Origin of the sequence: Marinifilum sp. D737, from assembly GCF_026672275.1 — a bacterium.
In the GTDB taxonomy this organism is placed as follows: Bacteria; Bacteroidota; Bacteroidia; order Bacteroidales; family Marinifilaceae; genus Marinifilum.
Window position 1 is genome coordinate 62,257 of sequence record NZ_JANQCD010000007.1, and the last position, 18,814, is coordinate 81,070.

Below are 18,814 nucleotides of genomic sequence, written 5' to 3' on the forward strand. Positions count from 1 at the left end.
ATCAAGATTTAATTATTTTACGTGTAACGCTTCAAATTCTTTCATGCAGTCAACCAAAGCTTGTACACTTGCTTTTGGTAATGCATTGTAAGTAGAAGCACGGAATCCACCAACCGAACGGTGTCCTTTAATACCAGACATACCTCTTTCAGTAGCGAATGTAAAGAATTCTTTTTCAAGTTCTTTGTACTCATCAGCCATAACAAAACAGATGTTCATCAATGAACGATCTTCTTTGTTTACAACAGTACCTTTGAACATTGGGTTACGATCGATTTCATCGTAAAGAACTGCTGCTTTTTCTTCATTCATTTTCTGCATTGCAGCAACACCACCCATTTCTTTGATCCACTTCAAAGTTTGAAGAGCAGCAAATACAGGAACTACAGGGGGAGTATTGAACATTGATTCTCCTTTAATGTGAGTTCTGTAATCTAACATTGTAGGAATCTGACGGTCAACTTTACCTAAGATTTCATCTTTAACAATCACAAAAGTAACACCTGCAGGAGCAAGGTTCTTTTGAGCACCACCATAAATCAATGCATACTTAGATACATCAACCGGACGAGAGAAGATATCTGATGACATATCAGCTACCAATGGAACATTGATATCCATGTCTTCTTTAATCTCAGTACCATAAATGGTATTGTTAGTAGTAATGTGGAAATAATCTGCATCAGCAGGAATTTCGTATCCTTTTGGAATGTAATTGTAAATAGCTTCTTTCGAAGATGCTACTTCTACAACCTCACCAAAAAGGTTAGCTTCTTTTTGAGCTTTGTTAGCCCATGCACCTGTGTTAAGGTAAGCTGCTTTTTTTCCCATCAAGTTGTAAGGAATCATGCAGAACTGAGTAGATGCACCACCACCAACGAACAATACTGAATATCCTTCAGGAATGTTCAATAATTCTTTAAACAATGCGATAGCTTCATCCATAACAGCTACGAATTCTTTGCTACGGTGAGATACTTCCATAACAGAAAGACCTGTACCAGCAAAATTTTTGATAGCTTCAGCAGTTTTTTTTACTGTAAAATCTGGAAGGATTGAAGGGCCTGCAGAAAAGTTGTGTACTTTCATTTTTTCAAACGTTTTAAATTTTTGTATTATTCCATATCCTGAGGCAAATTTGCAAATAAAAATTTATTTAGAAATGATTTTAGTTCTTAATTTCTATGTTTTTCAACAAAAAAATAATCATTTCCACCCCCTTCATATAGATTAATATTTACAGTCTGAAAAACAGCATTTTAACCCACAGAAAATATTTTGTTTTTGTTCTCTTTTTTGTCAAGTTGATGGCAATATTTCGAATTCTTGATACTTTCTGATAGGACAACATGAGATTTATCACCCCAAGAAAGCTCATAAACTGTCAATTTTACCTCTTCACTTACTCCAAAGAGAGGAACAAATGTAAGAATTTATGTTATAACTCTCTTTCTATTTTCACAAAAAAAAGCAGATACTTATATAAGTACCTGCTTTTAATATATCTCGAAATTGAAAATTATCCTTTATAGAAAGGGATTTTAACAATTTTTGCTTTAAGTGCTTTTTTACGTACACGGATGAAGATTTCAGTATCTGCTTTGTAAAATCCTTCTTTTACATATCCCATACCAATTGCTTTGTTTACCATTGGAGCCATTGTACCAGAAGTAACTTCTCCAATTTCGTTTCCTTCAGCATCTTCAATCTTGTATCCTTGACGAGGAATACCTCTGTCAATCATTTCAAAACCTTTTAGTCTACGCTTAGGTTTTTCTTCTTTTTGTTTTTCAAAGAATTCACGATCGATAAAATCGTTACCCTCAACAAATTTGGTAATCCAACCTAAACCTGCTTCAATTGGTGTGTGATTGTCATCGATATCATTTCCATATAGGCAGAAACCAACTTCAAGTCTTAAAGTATCGCGAGCAGCTAAACCAATTGGCTGAATACCGAACTCTTTTCCTGCTTCCATAACAGCATTCCAAAGTTTCTCACCATCTTCGTTTGCTACATAGATTTCACATCCACCAGAACCAGTATAACCGGTTGTAGAGAAAATCGCATTTTCGATTCCAGCTACAGTAGCTTTCTTGAAAGTGTAATATTCCATGTCTTCAACAGGAACATCAACAATTTTCTGCATTGCTTTAAGAGCCAATGGACCTTGAACTGCAAGCTGACAAATTTCATCAGAAGCATTGTACAATTCTTTGCCAACTTCTAAGCCCATTTCTTCTGCATTCTTACAACACCAGTTCCAATCTTTCTCGATATTTGCAGCATTAACTACCAAAAGGTAAGTTTCTTCATCAATTCTGTATACCAACAAATCATCTACGATACCACCATCACCATTTGGAAAACAACTGTACTGTACTTTTCCATCAGATAAAGCAGCAACATCATTTGTTGTAAGCTTTTGAACAAAACTGAAAGCTTTTGGTCCTTTTACCCAAAACTCTCCCATGTGAGATACATCAAAAACACCAAGTTTTTCACGAACACAAACGTGCTCATCTTTAACTCCAGTGTATTCAATTGGCATGTTATAGCCTGCAAATGGTGCCATTTTTGCACCTAGTTCTTCATGAAAACTAGTGAAAGCTGTTCTTTTCATTGTATTTTGTATTTAGGGCAATCGGTACTAATTTTATTAGTAAATCGAATACCTAAGAAAAAATGTGAATTATGTATGTGTTATTGTTAGTGCAAATGTAGAAAATTTTCTTAGATAACAGCCGAATCCTTACATTACTTTACCCCTCCTGTTTTCTTTGCTATTCCCAATCGATAACCTCCTTTAAAAATCACAACAAATGCATCTGTAACACCACAAGAATCACGATACTTGGCGGCATCTTCGAAAGTTGGAAAACCACCAATTGTATATTTGTGCCAACCTTCAACATATAAGTGTTCTATAACATCTCCACCTTTATACCTCTTAAATAAATCTTTTGGTCCCATTTCCTTTTTACAGGCAGCAATTTGAACTCTATAAACAAAATCTTCTTGCACCAGTTCTTCTTTCATTTTTATCTCTTCAATTACTTCAGGCTGATTCTTTACTGGAATATCCGGAACCACTACAGTTTTAGCCAATACAGGTGCACTCATTTTTTCGTTCTTCAGTTCATTTGGAAGCTCTTTAATACTTGCTTGCTCTGGAAGGATAACAGGCGCTTCAATTTTTTCGAGGATTTCCTTTTCCCTGTAGATATCAAAACCTCCTACTCCCCCTGATCTTTGCGAAGCAAAAAAGAACCGACCTGTTTCATCTTCAAAATAGGTAATATCGTTATCGGTACTGTTTATCGGAAATCCTAAATTTTGAGGTCTTCCCCACTGTCCAGACTCCTTTCTTTCACACTTAAAAATATCATAACCTCCAATGGAATTATGTCCTTTAGAACTAAAATACAAGCTTTTCCCATCCTTCGTAACGAAAACATCACTCTCATCGAATTCGGTATTAATATCTCCTCCAATATTCATTGGTTCCGACCATTTTCCATTCTCCTCTTTTATGCAGTAATAAACATCACAATCTCCAAATCCACCTTTTCTATCACTGATAAAGTAAATTTCCTTTCCCTTACTGCCTATACACACAGAACTTTCTCTGGATTTACTCTCATTTATAAACTTTAAAGCTTTGCCTTTCCCCCATTTTTCATTTGAAGTTTTTACAAAATACACATCTCCATTCCCTTCTCCTCCAAGGTAAATTATCGGAACTTCATTTGTAAAAGACATTAAAGCAAGGTTGGATTTACTTGGAGTATTTACCGATACATTGTAAATTTTTCCAGTGGGATCTTGTGCAAAAATTTTCTCATAAAACTTTTGGTCTTCCAATGATCTGGATTTCTTCACACCTCCCCTTCTAGAACTAAAATAGAAATCACTCCCATCCCAAACAGGCTTATATTCATCAAATGCTGAATTTACATCTTTCATCAACTCAATTTCCAAATCAGAAGTGTTCTTCAAAAGTTGCTTCCCATTTTTACACTCACTAATTCGCTTTTCGCTTAATGCTATTAACTCTTTTTTGTCTTTGTAATTGTTCTGCTGAATCAATTCTATATTGATTTTAAATTGTACAATTGCCTTATCAAAATCATTACAATATTGATATGCTATTCCCAGTAAGAAGTGAATATCTTCACTAATGTCTGCGTTTAATTTTTGTGCAGATTTTAAATAAGTCAAAGCCTTGTTTCTTGGTCCTGCAATCAAATAACAAACGCCTAAATTATAATTCAATTCTGCATTTTTTGAATTCAATTGATATGCTTCTTTTAGCAATGGGACAGCTTGATTTACAAAATCTTCACCTCTCTTTCCCAATTCGATGGCATGTAGAATATTCTTGTAGGCAGTTTTTCTTTCCTTATCTCCTTCGAGGTACTCCGATTTTTTAACATTTAATAAATCCTGAGCCTGAATAGAGACATAAAAAGTAAGCAGAAAAATAGATAGGATAGTAAATTTCCAATTCATAGAGATTAGTAGTTTTTTTAAAACGATTCGTGTGTTATAGGTAATGGTTGCAAATTTAAATTTTCTATACACTAATACTGATAATAAAACAAAATGTTTCCTAAAAAGAGAAAAGTCGAATAAAAACATCCTTTAAACAGCAGAATTTTATGCCTCTACTGAAACCAAAAACAGATAGGTAATTTGAAAATAAATTAGTATCATTGCAATATTATATGAAGTAAAACCACACAGATTTACAGGACTTTTAAAATACTCCTGCCAATTTGTGATTATTATTTTATCCTGCAGAATGACTCAAGGAGAACAACTCACCGATTTATCCTATTTAAAGGAAATGTCTGGAAACGACATTAGCATTATCGAAGAAATGATCGAAATATTTATCGAGCAGATTCCGGAATTTACAGAAGAGGTTACAAACTATTTTGAGACACAAAACTGGGAAGGATTAGGAGCTGTTGCCCACAAAGCAAAATCATCAGTTCGAACAATGGGAATGGATCGTATTGGAGATTGTTTGGAACAATTAGAGCATTTTTCAAAAGGAAATCTTAAATTTGAGTTACAGATAAAAAAAGAAAAGGGTATTGAGTTAAGTCCTGAAGATGAAAAGAATTGGAGTAATGTGATGCACGAAACGACTAATGATGTTGAAATGAAACACATTCCTGACTTGGTTGAGTGTTTTCTTTCAAAGTGTCCGCTAGCCGTTGACGAACTTAAATCAAACCTGAAAAAACTTTAAACCATACTTTGAGCCATGAATATTGAAACCAAAAACATTGACTCTGTTACAATAATGAAACTTTGCGAAACCAATCGTTTGTATGCTTTAAATGCTAGCATTGCAAAAGATAAGATGAACGAAGTTTTAACCCAACCACAATCAAGACTTGTTGTTGATTTTGAAGACATTAATTTTATTGACAGTTCTGGATTTGGAGCACTTATTTCTGCTTTAAAAACCTCCAAGGAACATCAAAGTAAAATAAAGCTTTGTAATATCAATAAAGATGTAATGGAATTGATTGAATTAATGCAATTGGATTCTATTTTTGAAATATTACAGGATCCTACCGCTTGTGTAAACAGCTTCTCGGCAGAATAATTAGCCAATATGGCCAAGGCCTCACCGCATATACTCGTTGTAGATGACGATGTTGTTGTGCTTAAGTTTATAGAGTTTACACTAAAAGCCTTAAGCTACAAAACAACATTGGCAAAAAATGGTATTGAGGCCATCGACAAAGCAAAAACAGAGCATTTTGATCTAATCATTTCGGACCTTTACATGCCTCTTATGGATGGCAATGAACTGGTGCGTCATTTTAGAAACACTCCCGAATACAAGCATACACCTTTCATCTTTTTATCAGGTAACAACGAAGAAGAAACCTGGATAAAAAATCTAAATGATGGTGCTGATGATTTCATAACAAAACCAATCAAGCAAAAGGTTTTTATTTCAAAAATCAATTCACATTTAAAAAAGGCATTTCTCAGAAAGGAAATTATTGCAGGAAAAGAAAAGTCGGACATCAGCTACGAAAAAGGAACAATAATTTATTGTGCTAACAGAACCAGACCTTTTCCAATCTCTCGTAAACTTGTAAAAACAAACATTAAGGTTGTTTATACCGATTCCGATTTTTTCATGGCTCTCCAAGGAACAAATAACTGGGGAATAATTATCGACGATGCCGCTACATGGGCTATGTCCATACTCGATAAAATTATTGAAATCACATCGGCTCATGTGCCTTTAAGTTTGCTTATTTCAGATCCGAAAGATTCTGCAAAGATGGATGAGTTTTTAAAGTTAAAAATCAGCACCTTTTTGTACAAAAACCTGGATGCTAAACTCATTGTCCATCAAATCAATTCGAATATCCAGAGGGAGCATGAACTTAAGAACAAATATCTTAATGCCTTAAACACGGCAGCCAAAAGATCGCCTATCCGATTTGAAAATGAATTTTCTGATCAATTAAATGATTTCCAGATCCGCATATTGCATGAACCATACGACAAATTGCCGGGTGGCGATTATTATGAAATCATTAATGTGGATGAGCACCGAAAAATTTTCGTACTAGGTGATGTAATGGGAAAGAAATGGGACGCTTGGTTCTTCGTTCCCGCATATATTGCATATATCAGGAGTACGATCAACTTTTTCCTGAACCGTCAGGAATTTGATTTTGTAGAGTCGCCAGGAAAATTTCTGGATATCATCAATCAATATATATTTAAAGACATGCAGCTTACCGAGGTGTTCACCACTTTAAGTGTGATCTCCATTTGCACCAAGCAAAACAAAATTAGTGTTGCTTCGGCCGGTGCTTTACGTCCATATTACTACAACAAATCGGAAGATACCATGTCGCAATTAAACATTGTAGGAACATTGTTAGGCGTTATAAAAACGACCAAATATCAGAGTCTGGTTTATGATTTTAATATAGGAGACAAAGTTTTATTCTATACCGATGGCTATACCGAAGCGGTTAACGACAAGAACAATGAAATGATTGGAGATGACGCTTTATTCCATTCATTAAACAAGTTTAAACTGGATAACGACCTACAACCTCAAGCCATAGAAGAAGAACTTACCAAAGCTTACAATGTCTCAAAATTCGACGATGACCGCACGCTTCTTTTGGTTCAAAGAAATTAACCTGAGTTCAATTTAAAACATTGTCACAGTTTACACTGGTTTTGAGTAGAAATATTCTCAAATTTCCGTAGGAATATCGGGATATTTCGGGGTAATTTGAGGAAATTTATGCCAAAAGCAGGTAAATTCTTTGAAAAAATCATCTTCATCCAATCTTTACTTTAAAAACTCTTCAAAATATCACGATATTCTTTCAGATTTTTTAAAACAGATCTTGAATAAATTTGATTTTCTGTGTCGGATATTTTAAATCGAACTCAGGTTATTAGTTTTCTCTTATCCAAAATTCAAGTTTTTTTTAGCACATTTGCCCTAAATTTCAAAAACTGATTAAAATGAATGAAGTAGTTGGCTGGATTGGAAGCTTATTATTTGCTATTTGTGCTTTACCACAGGTAATACACACTTTTAAAACCAGAAAAACAGATGATGTAAGCGAAATATTTCTTTGGCTTTGGTTTTGGGGTGAGGTATTTACATTTACCTACATTTTAGTGGATGATATTGACAGCAAAAATTACCACATTCCCCTCTATTTTAATTATTTATTTAATCTGGTACTTTTATTTTACCTGATATATGCCAAATATACATACAACAGTAAACCTACTGGCTTGGCATTACTCTTTCAAAAAATTAGAAAATAATACCTTGAGTTTGTGTTCATCACAAACATTAGGACTAATTACAATGCTTTTATAATACTTCTGGCTACAAACTCATTCCCATTGGTTATAAAAGCATTATTTTTTCTTTTTCACCCTTTCCTTTTTGCTACTTAAGCGTTCACTCCTATTACTTACCCATTCGTTCTTATTATAAATCTATTCCCTTCTTCTATAAAATCATTCATTCTTCCTATAATATCATTCCCAACGCCTATAAAAACATTCATTCTTGTTACATATCGATTCCTTTTTGTTTTTATATCGGTCGTTTCATCGACATAAACATTCCCATCGCTTACTTTCACATTACTTCTTTCTACTTTCTCGCTCCTTCTTCTTACTTACACATTCCATTTTGCTACTTACTGGTTCCTTTTAGCTACTTTTAAATATGTACACCTAAACACCTCCCACCTAACGCTAGCATTACAGAGGGTATTAATCTAAAGACTCTATCAAATTAAGATCCCTTTTAAGCTTATCTTTTTGCTCCGTGGACAACTTCTCATTAATAAGATACTGCAGAATTAGTTCTTTTAAAAAATGATCCTTAATATTTAACAGAAAGCCATAATCTTGTCCATCAGCATATCCATATTCTTCAAACTCCTGCTTTACAGAATTTCTAACATGCTCAATATATTCTTCAGCATTCATTTGAATTTTTCCTTTTTTACTATTCAAATCATCATCGAAATAGAAAATGGAATCAATAATATTTAAATACATTATTGGTTCAATACAATAGGTTCGATATTGATCTGCATTCCAACTTGGTTGTTCATTAATTGTGGCATAAAGACTATTCGCAATTCGAATATCAATATTGGCATGTTTTCTATACTCTATGATCATAGAATCTAAATCACTATGTGATAACAACCTAATCTGACTACTTTGAACCTGTTCACTTTGCACTTGATCACGTCTAAACTTATTGTTATTGCAAGCAACTAATAAAACCATTACACTACAATACATCCATCTATAATATTTCATTTTATTTAGCTAATTTATTGTTCTGAAAATAAGAAGGTTTAATGTAAAAAAAATATTCTGCACATAAAAAAGCCTGGTATTTTTAATAATACCAGGCTTCTATACTTTTAAATTCTATAAAAGAGCGTTTATTAATGCCTTGAGATTGTATTTTTAATTTTTGTTCTTACTTCTAATGACTCATCGGAAAGCAAGAAGTTCTTTGTAGAATTAGGAAGGAATTCCAGAACATCCTCCAATCTATCTTCTCGTATTGCTTGTCTAACTTTAGAAGCTGATATGTAATTATCTTCTCCTCCACAAGTAATTCTTGGTATTTCCAATAAATCAACACCATTGGTCGGAAGGTATTTTATCATCGCTTCGTTGTAAGCTGCAGTTACCGGAGAGTACATCTCGGTACCAACATAACGCTTGTTGATATTCAAAACCGGAACAATATAACGTAAGAAGGTGATTACATCTAACTCAGCTTGTTTTGCAGAAATATCACATTCTTTTTCTTGTTTTAAGAAATAACATGGAAAAATGGTTCCTGATACCACATAATTTCCACCTTTTACCATCACAAGATTATCTACATGTCCTAATTCTTCCTTTATTAACCTCCATCTAATATCGAAAGTAAACGAAGATCGATCTTCCTCAACAACAAAAAGATAAACCAACCTATTCTCTTTACATGCTTTCTCGATTAAATACTTGTGTCCATTGGTAAATGGATTACAGTTCACAACAACAGCTGCAATATCGCCAACGCTCACATCCTTCTTTACCGAACGCAAATAATCCTGGTAAGTTTTGATGTTTTCGTAACCAAATTCTAAAACAGAAAACAATGGTTCTGCAGTTGCAATCTCAGTAAAACCAAGTCCTTTAAAAACCTCAAGGTTTCTAGGCTTTGTGTATACAAAAATATGCTTGTGTTCTTGAATTACAATATCGATAAGATGAGTTACAATTTGTGCAAAAGCAGCTCCTTCTCTAAATTTTGGCGCTACGGCAACATACTTTAAAACTCTCCCTTTATACGATCCTGTTCCGATAACCTCATCGTTTAGATTATACAGAATCATGGAATAATCAACGTCGTGTTTATTGAAATCAAATCCCAATGGTTCCAAAAACTCAGAAACCAGTTTTATATCGAAGGGGTTCCTCAGATCCAAAGACTCTTCTCTGTAATCAGTATTTTCAACTCCCATATTTTCCGTTAGTTTAGTTTTGTTAGGTGTGTGTATTATACCAACTAAAACACCAAATGATTAATATAAATCTCCACTTTTCATCTGTAGCTGTACTAAAAAATACAACGTAACTCTGCTATGTTTTAATTTTTTAGTTTTCGCTACAAAAGAAAATTTCTATTTCAATCATTTAGAATTTCAATTGGTATTAGTTTTTAAATCAACAGTCAATATTATTGGATTTTGTCAAATATCAATGCTTTTTTAATATGTTTCAGAGATATAAGAAGAATCCAAAATCATGATATATGTTATTTGTTTTATCTTAATGTTTTGTTATAAATGAAAATTAGGCATGTTGTTTATTTGCGGTAAAGATAAAATAAGAAACCGCTAACAAATCAGCCGAACCTCCCGGAGATATGTGATTCTTTTCACAGTAATGAATTAAATCCTTGTATAAAATTTCGAATTTTTCATTCTCGAAATTCAAAAATGCTTCGTTGGCTTTTTGCTTTAATCCATCTAATACTTCAACACCTTTTCGATACAGAATATTACTATCGTCGTTATTGGCAATCAAAGCCAACAAGGCATGGGTTAAAGATTTGTGCAGGATTTTATCATCGGTGCGCTGCTTGTTCTGTAAATGGGATTCCAAAACCGGAATTGCATGCTGAAATACACTTGGTAAACCCGCCTGTATTTCACCACGAATGCCTTGTCCCTTCGTTCCATATTTCTCGAAACAAACTTCACCATGCGTGAGGCTTTCATTATACAATTTTCTGCCCAACTCTCGCTCCACCAAATTGCCATTTAAATCTTTAATCAGATCGACAAAAGTTTGATAGGAAAAACTTCTTTTTGCGATTAGATACGCACTCACAAACAAAGAAAATCCCAATAAAAAGATTGCTCCTTTGTGTGTGTTTATCCCATTGGTTTCATGAAACATATCTTCTTCCATGAGCAAACCAATTCGGCGCAATTCAGGAAGAGCTTTTTTTAAATCATCATTTGTATAGGAAAAACCATACTCAGCGATCTCCTTAAAGTAAACCGATAAAACCGATGCGGAATCAATAAAAGTAGAAAAGTCCATATCATCATGCGAACCATTGGAATTCCGATCCACCAAACCTGGTTTAGGCGACAATGCCACCTCGTGCAATAAAGATTTTAAAGCACTCGATGCTAAACTTTTGCAAACCTCAGCTTTCCTTATCTCGGATAGATATCGGTCGATATCCTTATCAATCTTTTGACGAATATCGGCATAAGAATGATTCTGTTCTCGCATACATACCAAAGCGGGCTTTTCGTTGCAGAAATAACACAACTTTGCCTTACCCGAAGATACCGGACCTCCTTTGGAATTGGTAATATCCACATCCAGCAAACGACCCAAAGAATGTGTTTCCTCGAACTTTTCGGAGATTTCTTTTATTTCATTGATTGAATAGGTGCTCTCAAAAAGAGGAACCAAATAAAAATCACCAGCTGCATCTACAGCACAGTATTCTTGCTTTGAATCAATCAATACCCTATGCGATAACAGGTGGCGTTTTAGTTCAGCCAATACCTGTTTAAAACAAGAATGAATTCTATCATCAGACTTTGGAAATCCTGGAATATTCAAGTTCAAGCTTAAAGATGCCTGTCCAGACTCTGAAACTCCTTTTCGCAAAACAGATCTTAGGTCTCTTGCTTTTAATATTTTCCCCAACACATCACTCATTCCTGTAAATCTCTTTAAAGATTTATAAAATTACACCCTAAAAGTAAAATTACAATTAGGGTGTACTTTTCTTTATATCAACTATCTGTTAAGATAGATTTTCAACATTGTGAATCACATCAATAATGGTACCATCGCGATATTCAACCAAAGCAACAATTTTATCGCCCAATTGTTTTTCCGCTGGAACACCAGTCATTGCATCTACTTCTTTCTTCAAATCATTAATGTCAACAACTTTAACACCTGCTTTCTTCAATGCAGCTGCAAGATTTGGTTTGGAAGGATTTACACAAACTCCACGTTCTGTAACAATCACGTCAACACTTTCACCTGGAGTAACAATTGTGTGAACACGATCTTTCACGATTGGCAAACGACCACGGAAAGAAGGACAAACAATCACACTTAGGTTTGCACCTGAAGCTGTATCAGAGTGACCTCCGGAAGCTCCACGAATTTCACCTGATGAACCAGTGATTACATTTACATTAAAATCAACATCAACTTCCAAAGCACCAAGCACAACTACATCCAATTTGTTTGTCATTGCACCACAGTTGTTAGGGTTCGCATATTGATCACATGTAATTTCGATATGCTGTGGGTTGTTCAATACAGAAGTACTTACTGCTGCATCAAAAGACTGTACATCAAAAATTGCCTGAAACAATCCTTCGTTTAACATGTCAACACCGTAAGAAGTAACACCACCAATCATGAAGCTACCTTTGATGTCTTTGCGTTTCATATCTTCTCGAAGGAATTTGGCTACAGCCAAAGAAGCACCACCCGCTCCCACCTGGAACGACATGCCATCTTTGAACAAGCCAGAATGCTCAATAACCGTTGCAGCAATACGAGCAATACGTAAATCCATTGGAGATTTTGTAATACGAGTAGTACCTGATGCAATCTTAGTAGCATCACCAATGCTATCAACCTTTACAACGTGGTCAACAAAGTGCTGACGAATTGAACCAGGAACACATGGATAATCTACGAGGTTATCAGTTACAATAATTACATTTTTAGAGTAACGAGCATCAATATCGGCATATCCCATAGAACCAAAAGCAGATGGTCCGTGAGCTCCGGTAGCATTACCTTCCTCATCGGCAGCAGAAGCAGCCAAAACAGACAAATCTGGTTTGATACGTCCGGTCAAGATATCTCTAACACGACCACCATGAGAGTGAATAATTGCAGGATGCTTTAATTTACCCATTGAGATAATTTCACCCAAACGACCACGAATACCTGAAGAGAAAATTCTGGTAATCATTCCTTTCTCAACATAAGGAACCAATCCATCGTGAGCAGATGTTAATGAAGAAGAAGCCAAAGTAATGTCTTTGATTCCCATTTCATCTAAAATTTCGATGGTTTGCATCAAAACTCCATCTCCTCCACGTAGGTGGTGATGAAATGTAACAGTCATTCCATCGAAAGGATTACATTTTTGAACTGCTTCTTTTAAATCGCCACACAATTTTGAAGTATGAGCTTTTTTTGCTTTTAATGTTCGAACAATATTAGTTGATGGAATCTCATCACCAATAATGCTTTCCCATACGCCCTGGAAAGGTTTTAACTCACCAAGACCTTCTATATATTCAGGAATTTCAACTCCTAATGCGTTCTTCATTTTGTTTCTTTATTAGTATCAATTTTGTAAACAGGAATAACTGTTAACTTGCAACCGACTCTTCGATTTCTTTTAAATCGATATTGGCATATTCAAGAACAGTAATTGCTCTCTGAACAACAGGAGCATCAACCATTTTTCCGTCAATTGCAAATACTCCAATACCAGCGTTTTTATTTCGAATAAATTCTGAATAAACACGGTAAGCTTTTCTTACCTCATTTTCGGTTGGGTTAAACACTTCGTGTACACCATCTACCTGACGAGGATTGATCAATGCTTTTCCTGCGAAACCAATCTTTTTAATGTACTCAGTTTCTTCACGAAGACCTTCCTCATCGTTAACATCAGCAAAAACGGTATCCAAAACATCTAAACCGTGTGCTTTACCTGCCATTACAATACGCTTACGAGCATAATCAATACCTACTCCATCAGGAGTTTTTACGATACCCATATCTGCAGTTAAATCCTGACCTCCAATTGTAATTGCATCAATTCGCGGATCAGCACCTGCAATTTCGTATACATTTGCAACACCTTTAGCTGTTTCGATCATTACATGGATTGTCATGGTCGGCTTCTTAATTCCATGTTCTTTTTCGATTCTACGAACCTCTTTCATGAAATCTTTCACATCCTGAACCGACTCAGTTTTTGGGAATCTGATATTATCAGGCTGCAATGGTACAATTTCTTCCAAGTCTGCCAATCCAAAAGGAGTATGCATGTTGTTTACACGCACGCAAACTTCTGTATCGTAAAATTCAACGGTTTGTAACATGTTACGAACCAAGATTCTTGCAGCATCTTTTTGGTTCAATGCCACGGCATCTTCCAAATCTAACAATACTGCATCGCAACCATAAACTCCGGCTTGTTGAATCATTGCAGGATTATTTCCCGGAATGTACAACATTGATCTTCTTTTCTTTCTAGCCATTACATTGTACCCTCCTGAATACCTAAAGAACGTTTAACAGCAGCTTCAACTCTAGCCTTAATTGTTGGCGTTAGAGCTCCCTTATCTTTTGCAATCAGGTGTACATTCTGGATATCCAAATCATCCAAAACCTGATTAATTGTATTTTTGATATCATCTTCGAACTGCAACATCACAGTAGATGAGATATCAATTTGGCGACCGGCTTCCTCTGATACAGGTTCGATCAAGACCATGATATCGCTTGATTCGAAAGTTCCGGCTTGCGCTTTAAACTTAGGTGTCATTGTTAATGATATTAGTTTAATTATTCCGTAAGAATTATAATAATTGATTTTGCAAATTTTAATGTCTTTCGATAGAAATCAAAGCACTTTTAAAGATTTTTGTAGTTAATTACTTACTGTTATAAAACACAATCAGGAAACGATTGCATATCAGCCTGTTATTAACAGGCTATTCTTTGTAAGTATTTACATTTCTTACTATTCGCATAATTAAACAGGTAATTATTTTTTCGATTAAACATGAAAAATCATTATTTATCCTTCATAAATGTATGTTACTTATCAATTTAAGCTGGAAATATTATACATCCGAACAAAACAACAAAGGCTTCGCGAATGCGAAGCCTTAATTGTTAGTGATTAGTTAGTGGTTAGATTTTACTTGTCTAACAACAAGAAAATCAATTGTGTGATTAGTAAAGTTACAAATGGTAATTGTGTTTACTTTTTAAATACGCCACAATATAAGTTTAATTTTTCTATTTCCGCAAACGTTTTCTAAAAAATTATTCACTGCATTTTTTATTTTTATTTATTCTTTATCTCCAAAAATTAGTCGTCAGTTTTTAAGTATCTATTAAAGAAATATTTCCGTTAACACTTCCTATTCTAACATTTTCAGAAAAAACTGCACATCATATTCTTCATCTGTATATTTTTCTTGTTAAGGTCAGGTAGAAGCTGCAAGGTCAAAATAATCATTGACGTATGTGTTTAATCATGCTCGCTTCATTCAATCCATAAAATTTAACCAGCGATTAATTCTTTTAGCATATCATTAATCTACAATTAAGCCAAAAATTAAGAAGCTCAAACTAATTTTGTATTGTAAGAATAAATGAATTGATCGTTTAAAGATTAGGTTAGTATAATTAGTTTAGAGTTAGCTTAAACTGTTCCACACAAACAGTTTCGATTGAAAGTGAGAATAGCCCTGTACCACAACATGGGCTATTTTTATTGAACGTGAATTCGACGTAAAATTCCATCCACAGGAAGTTATTTACAAAAAAAAAGGAGCAATTAGGTATCAACCCAAAAACTCCTTTTTATTGACAATTATATTTTTATTTAAACAGCGCCAACCAATGATACTGATGAAATGGTATCACCCATTCCTACGAGAGTAACAGGTTTTTCAATTAAAATAGTTGGAACAGCAATTACTTCAATTTCTTCATTAGAATAAATACCTGAAGTTAATAATTCATTTTCGCCAAGAATATTTTTAACAGTATTGCTTAAGCCCTCAAGTTCGTTCAAACCAACATCCGATACCTTATGGTCTTTTGCCCACATTAAAACATCTTTACTATTAATTGCACCAGTTCCAGCTTTTGCCGCAGCAACCGTTGCTGCCAACTGCATTCCGTTTCTGTTTTGCAATGGAGTAACCTTAAACCCTTTTTGCTGAAGAGTTACATACAAACCAAACATGTGTAACTGCATTCTTGGACATTTGGTATAATCATACACCTTTAACATCCCTTTAAATAGATTTGATGCATTGGTATTCTGATCACACTCTTGAGCCAAGTCTTCTTCACCAATAACTTCAAGAATATCGATTAATTCACGCTCATTAAATCCAAGGCTATCAACATCGTGAACCAGGCTATCAATCAAATGTTTTCTTACCACTTTATCCTGAGTTGAAGCAACTTCAAGATGAAGAAGGTTATCCGGACAAGATTTTCTCCATTCGGCAATCATCTCTTTTGAAAGCTCAATTCGTTCAGCTCCTTTAGTTCCATCGGCTAAAGTTTCATGCAACATCTGATATCCAGATAAAATAATGTATTCAGGATTAACATCATCCTTTGCCATTCTTCTATTAAAGTTATCATCAATATGAAGCTTGAAGTTCAATGGATCATAAGTAGCAATAAATCGATTTGCTTTAGGACAAGTGTAAGTTTCACCTCCAATGGTTAACGAATCTCCTTTATCAAACTCGATAATCCAGTGAATTAATGCATTATCATCTTTACGATCTACATTAAAGGCTTGTTGCAGCTCACCATTCTCATCAGTTGTTAATAAGTTTGGTAAATCCAAAAACAATTGAGATTGCTCTTTAGGAGAAGATGCACAATGCACATAAACATTTTGCACACCGCATACAGCCATTGCATTAGCAACGATTCCTCCCTGGCCTCCCATTTGTAACTTATCGTAGCCAACATTCTTATTCAACCAATAAAAAACTTCAACATCTTCAATTAACCATTCCTCAGCAATACCACCTTTAAAGCAGTGAAGAATGCCTCTAATTGCATCCTCGTTTTTTCTAATTGCTTTCTCTTCTTCAGATATAATTAAATTTGTGTCAAGCTTATTGTTTTCAATCAACTTCTCTACATCTTTTCCACTCACCTTGATTACAGCATCTACATTTGCATTAAAGGCACTAATTAAACCTTTAATCTCTCCCATTTTCTCCAATTGCTCAGGCGCTGTACTATAATTCTTAAGCCAGGCAGCTTTTAATTCACTTTTTGACATTTGAGATGTTTTATTTTATTATTCAATTATAACCACAAGTTTAACTAGCAAATTAATGCAATTATCGATCAAAAACTTAATATCGAAGTGATTTTTATTCAAAATTTTACTGCAATGGTTTGCAGAACAATCACAAAAAAAAGCCTTCGCAAATTTCTTTGCAAAGGCCATAACTGAATTTCGAAAATTAAAAGGACTATTTTTTCAATTTCGTATCCATTAACTGATTTGCCATAGCAGCACCAATTAATGATTCAAGTGGTGTTTTTCCATTTTTGCCATCACTACCAGTAATCATTACATCCGGGAATTTAATTTTGGCAATCTCTTTGGCAACACCAATTGCAATTTCTTTTTCAATTTGAGCTCTTTCCTGAGGCGTTAAACCAGCCGAAACCAACTTCGCATTTTGATAAGATTCTGCATCAGCAGCTACTTTTTTTGCAGCTGATTTAAGCTTTTCAGTTTCTAATGCAATTGCTGCAAGTCTTTTGTTTGTTTCCTCTTGCTTCAATTTTGTTTCGATGGAAATCAAAGCCTTTACCTGTTCCTTTTCCTGAGCAACACGTTCTGCAGCTTTATCTCTTTCCCCCTCTGCTACGATACGTGCCTGAGCATCTTTTGCTGTTTTAATCTTCTGTTGCTCTAACTGTCTTTTTGCAGATTCATCACGCTGTGCTTCCAATCGCTTTTTAAATACTGCTTCCAAGATAACATCATCTACAATCACCTGAGCTACAATAATATTATTCTCGTTAATATCATGAGGGATACGAATGAATTTTCCATTTTCATCTTTTCGTTTCTTCACCTCATAACGTGTTTGGATTTCCTTGATCTCACGACTACTATCTTCAATTGAAGAAATTATGGTATCACGATACTCCAATTTCTCTACACTATAAGCTCCATCCTTTAACTGATCTTCAATAGCAACCCTAAAGTCTGATGCTGACCCTGAAATGTAATCTTGTGCAGCAAACATGTAACCAGTATTTGACACAACCTCACGAACTGTTGGAATCAAAGTATTTTGCGCTAAGTTTTGCAGTGACCTAAACTCAATTGCCATTTCTATGAATGATTCTTTATCTGTAGGCAATTGGAAACGAGTAGATAATTTTGCCGAAGCAGTTACCTGATCGATAAAACGAATAGGAATTGGATTCATAACACCTTCTATGTCGTCATTATTCTCTCCCTTACTAACTACTTTAACATCAATATATTTCTGCCAAGGGATAATTTTAGCGAAACCTCTCCATTTAATACCTTCTGTCATCACAGCATCTTTTCCACCATTAGGATAAACAACAAAATACTGATACCCTGGTTCTGCCCAGAAAAACATAAATGGCAAAATAATCATAACAACTCCCGAACCTATTACGCCAAGAGAAAATCTGGAAGTAAGTTTTGAAAAAGCTTGCGCCTTACTAACCAACAATGGCTTTAACAATAGCATTGCCAATCCTGCCAACACAATAATAACTCCTAATACAATCATAAATTAATTTGGTTTAATTGATTTTCTAATTCAAGGACCAAAGTATAATATATAATTGAAAGCTCTCCTATTTTTATGTTCGTTTTCGATTAAGACGATTTCTACACCGTGAAACCTGTTTTTTTACATGTTAT

Annotated in this window: 15 protein-coding genes; 4 read left to right on the forward strand and 11 right to left on the reverse strand. The window is 34.5% G+C overall.

Annotated elements, in window-relative coordinates; translation table 11 throughout:
* Nucleotides 1-12: 12 nt before the first annotated feature.
* From serC to NQ163_RS06460, 3 genes are all read right to left on the reverse strand, one after another.
* Complete coding sequence (gene serC, locus NQ163_RS06450; RefSeq protein WP_268189455.1) at nt 13-1,089, reverse strand: 3-phosphoserine/phosphohydroxythreonine transaminase; 1,077 nt, start codon at nt 1,087-1,089, stop codon at nt 13-15.
* 430 nt (nt 1,090-1,519) lie between these two features.
* A complete protein-coding gene (gcvT, locus tag NQ163_RS06455; protein WP_268189457.1) occupies nt 1,520-2,623 on the reverse strand; it encodes a glycine cleavage system aminomethyltransferase GcvT in 1,104 nt (367 codons plus the stop codon).
* 134 nt (nt 2,624-2,757) lie between these two features.
* Nucleotides 2,758-4,512 carry a tetratricopeptide repeat protein gene (locus tag NQ163_RS06460; RefSeq protein ID WP_268189458.1) on the reverse strand — a complete coding sequence of 585 codons (1,755 nt, stop codon included), beginning with the start codon at nt 4,510-4,512 and terminating at the stop codon, nt 2,758-2,760.
* Nucleotides 4,513-4,804: 292 nt separating this feature from the next.
* Between NQ163_RS06460 and NQ163_RS06465 the strand changes: the two genes are divergently transcribed.
* From NQ163_RS06465 to NQ163_RS06480, 4 genes are all read left to right on the forward strand, one after another.
* Nucleotides 4,805-5,260 (forward strand): Hpt domain-containing protein, encoded by a 456-nt coding sequence (locus tag NQ163_RS06465; protein WP_268189460.1) that lies wholly within the window; start codon nt 4,805-4,807, stop codon nt 5,258-5,260.
* A gap of 15 nt (nt 5,261-5,275) precedes the next feature.
* Nucleotides 5,276-5,623 carry an STAS domain-containing protein gene (locus NQ163_RS06470; RefSeq protein WP_054720551.1) on the forward strand — a complete coding sequence of 116 codons (348 nt, stop codon included), beginning with the start codon at nt 5,276-5,278 and terminating at the stop codon, nt 5,621-5,623.
* 9 nt (nt 5,624-5,632) lie between these two features.
* Nucleotides 5,633-7,195, forward strand: a complete 1,563-nt coding sequence (locus NQ163_RS06475) for a response regulator (protein ID WP_268189461.1) — start codon at nt 5,633-5,635, stop codon at nt 7,193-7,195.
* Nucleotides 7,196-7,530: 335 nt separating this feature from the next.
* Nucleotides 7,531-7,842, forward strand: a complete 312-nt coding sequence (locus NQ163_RS06480) for a PQ-loop repeat-containing protein (RefSeq protein ID WP_268189463.1) — start codon at nt 7,531-7,533, stop codon at nt 7,840-7,842.
* 459 nt (nt 7,843-8,301) lie between these two features.
* On the opposite strand, the gene NQ163_RS06485 is transcribed toward NQ163_RS06480, so the two are convergent.
* From NQ163_RS06485 to NQ163_RS06520, 8 genes are all read right to left on the reverse strand, one after another.
* Nucleotides 8,302-8,718 (reverse strand): hypothetical protein, encoded by a 417-nt coding sequence (locus tag NQ163_RS06485; RefSeq protein WP_268189465.1) that lies wholly within the window; start codon nt 8,716-8,718, stop codon nt 8,302-8,304.
* A 275-nt stretch (nt 8,719-8,993) separates the two neighbouring features.
* The gene (locus NQ163_RS06490) at nt 8,994-10,067 is read right to left on the reverse strand and encodes a [citrate (pro-3S)-lyase] ligase (RefSeq protein ID WP_268189467.1); all 1,074 of its coding nucleotides are present in this window, start codon (nt 10,065-10,067) and stop codon (nt 8,994-8,996) included.
* 331 nt (nt 10,068-10,398) lie between these two features.
* Entirely contained in the window at nt 10,399-11,790 is a 1,392-nt protein-coding gene (locus NQ163_RS06495; protein WP_268189468.1) for a triphosphoribosyl-dephospho-CoA synthase, read from the reverse strand.
* Between the two features lie 88 nt (nt 11,791-11,878).
* Nucleotides 11,879-13,438, reverse strand: a complete 1,560-nt coding sequence (gene citF / locus NQ163_RS06500) for a citrate lyase subunit alpha (protein WP_268189469.1) — start codon at nt 13,436-13,438, stop codon at nt 11,879-11,881.
* Between the two features lie 43 nt (nt 13,439-13,481).
* A complete protein-coding gene (locus tag NQ163_RS06505) occupies nt 13,482-14,381 on the reverse strand; it encodes an HpcH/HpaI aldolase/citrate lyase family protein (RefSeq protein ID WP_110360768.1) in 900 nt (299 codons plus the stop codon).
* Nucleotides 14,381-14,668 (reverse strand): citrate lyase acyl carrier protein, encoded by a 288-nt coding sequence (citD, locus tag NQ163_RS06510; RefSeq protein WP_110360769.1) that lies wholly within the window; start codon nt 14,666-14,668, stop codon nt 14,381-14,383. Before citD ends, NQ163_RS06505 begins: the two co-directional genes overlap by 1 nt.
* A gap of 1,071 nt (nt 14,669-15,739) precedes the next feature.
* Nucleotides 15,740-17,173, reverse strand: coding sequence for an ADP-dependent glucokinase/phosphofructokinase (locus NQ163_RS06515; protein WP_268189472.1), 1,434 nt, complete (start codon nt 17,171-17,173; stop codon nt 15,740-15,742).
* Between the two features lie 196 nt (nt 17,174-17,369).
* Nucleotides 17,370-18,680 (reverse strand): SPFH domain-containing protein, encoded by a 1,311-nt coding sequence (locus tag NQ163_RS06520; protein ID WP_268189473.1) that lies wholly within the window; start codon nt 18,678-18,680, stop codon nt 17,370-17,372.
* Nucleotides 18,681-18,814 lie beyond the last annotated feature (134 nt).

Coding starts and splice junctions, on each gene's coding strand:
- serC (WP_268189455.1), bottom strand. CDS start 1,089: ATGAAAGTACACAACTTTTCTGCAGGCCCTTCAATCCTTCCAGATTTT.
- gcvT (WP_268189457.1), bottom strand. CDS start 2,623: ATGAAAAGAACAGCTTTCACTAGTTTTCATGAAGAACTAGGTGCAAAA.
- NQ163_RS06460 (WP_268189458.1), bottom strand. CDS start 4,512: ATGAATTGGAAATTTACTATCCTATCTATTTTTCTGCTTACTTTTTAT.
- NQ163_RS06465 (WP_268189460.1), top strand. CDS start 4,805: ATGACTCAAGGAGAACAACTCACCGATTTATCCTATTTAAAGGAAATG.
- NQ163_RS06470 (WP_054720551.1), top strand. CDS start 5,276: ATGAATATTGAAACCAAAAACATTGACTCTGTTACAATAATGAAACTT.
- NQ163_RS06475 (WP_268189461.1), top strand. CDS start 5,633: ATGGCCAAGGCCTCACCGCATATACTCGTTGTAGATGACGATGTTGTT.
- NQ163_RS06480 (WP_268189463.1), top strand. CDS start 7,531: ATGAATGAAGTAGTTGGCTGGATTGGAAGCTTATTATTTGCTATTTGT.
- NQ163_RS06485 (WP_268189465.1), bottom strand. CDS start 8,718: ATGATCATAGAGTATAGAAAACATGCCAATATTGATATTCGAATTGCG.
- NQ163_RS06490 (WP_268189467.1), bottom strand. CDS start 10,067: ATGGGAGTTGAAAATACTGATTACAGAGAAGAGTCTTTGGATCTGAGG.
- NQ163_RS06495 (WP_268189468.1), bottom strand. CDS start 11,790: ATGAGTGATGTGTTGGGGAAAATATTAAAAGCAAGAGACCTAAGATCT.
- citF (WP_268189469.1), bottom strand. CDS start 13,438: ATGAAGAACGCATTAGGAGTTGAAATTCCTGAATATATAGAAGGTCTT.
- NQ163_RS06505 (WP_110360768.1), bottom strand. CDS start 14,381: ATGGCTAGAAAGAAAAGAAGATCAATGTTGTACATTCCGGGAAATAAT.
- citD (WP_110360769.1), bottom strand. CDS start 14,668: ATGACACCTAAGTTTAAAGCGCAAGCCGGAACTTTCGAATCAAGCGAT.
- NQ163_RS06515 (WP_268189472.1), bottom strand. CDS start 17,173: ATGTCAAAAAGTGAATTAAAAGCTGCCTGGCTTAAGAATTATAGTACA.
- NQ163_RS06520 (WP_268189473.1), bottom strand. CDS start 18,680: ATGATTGTATTAGGAGTTATTATTGTGTTGGCAGGATTGGCAATGCTA.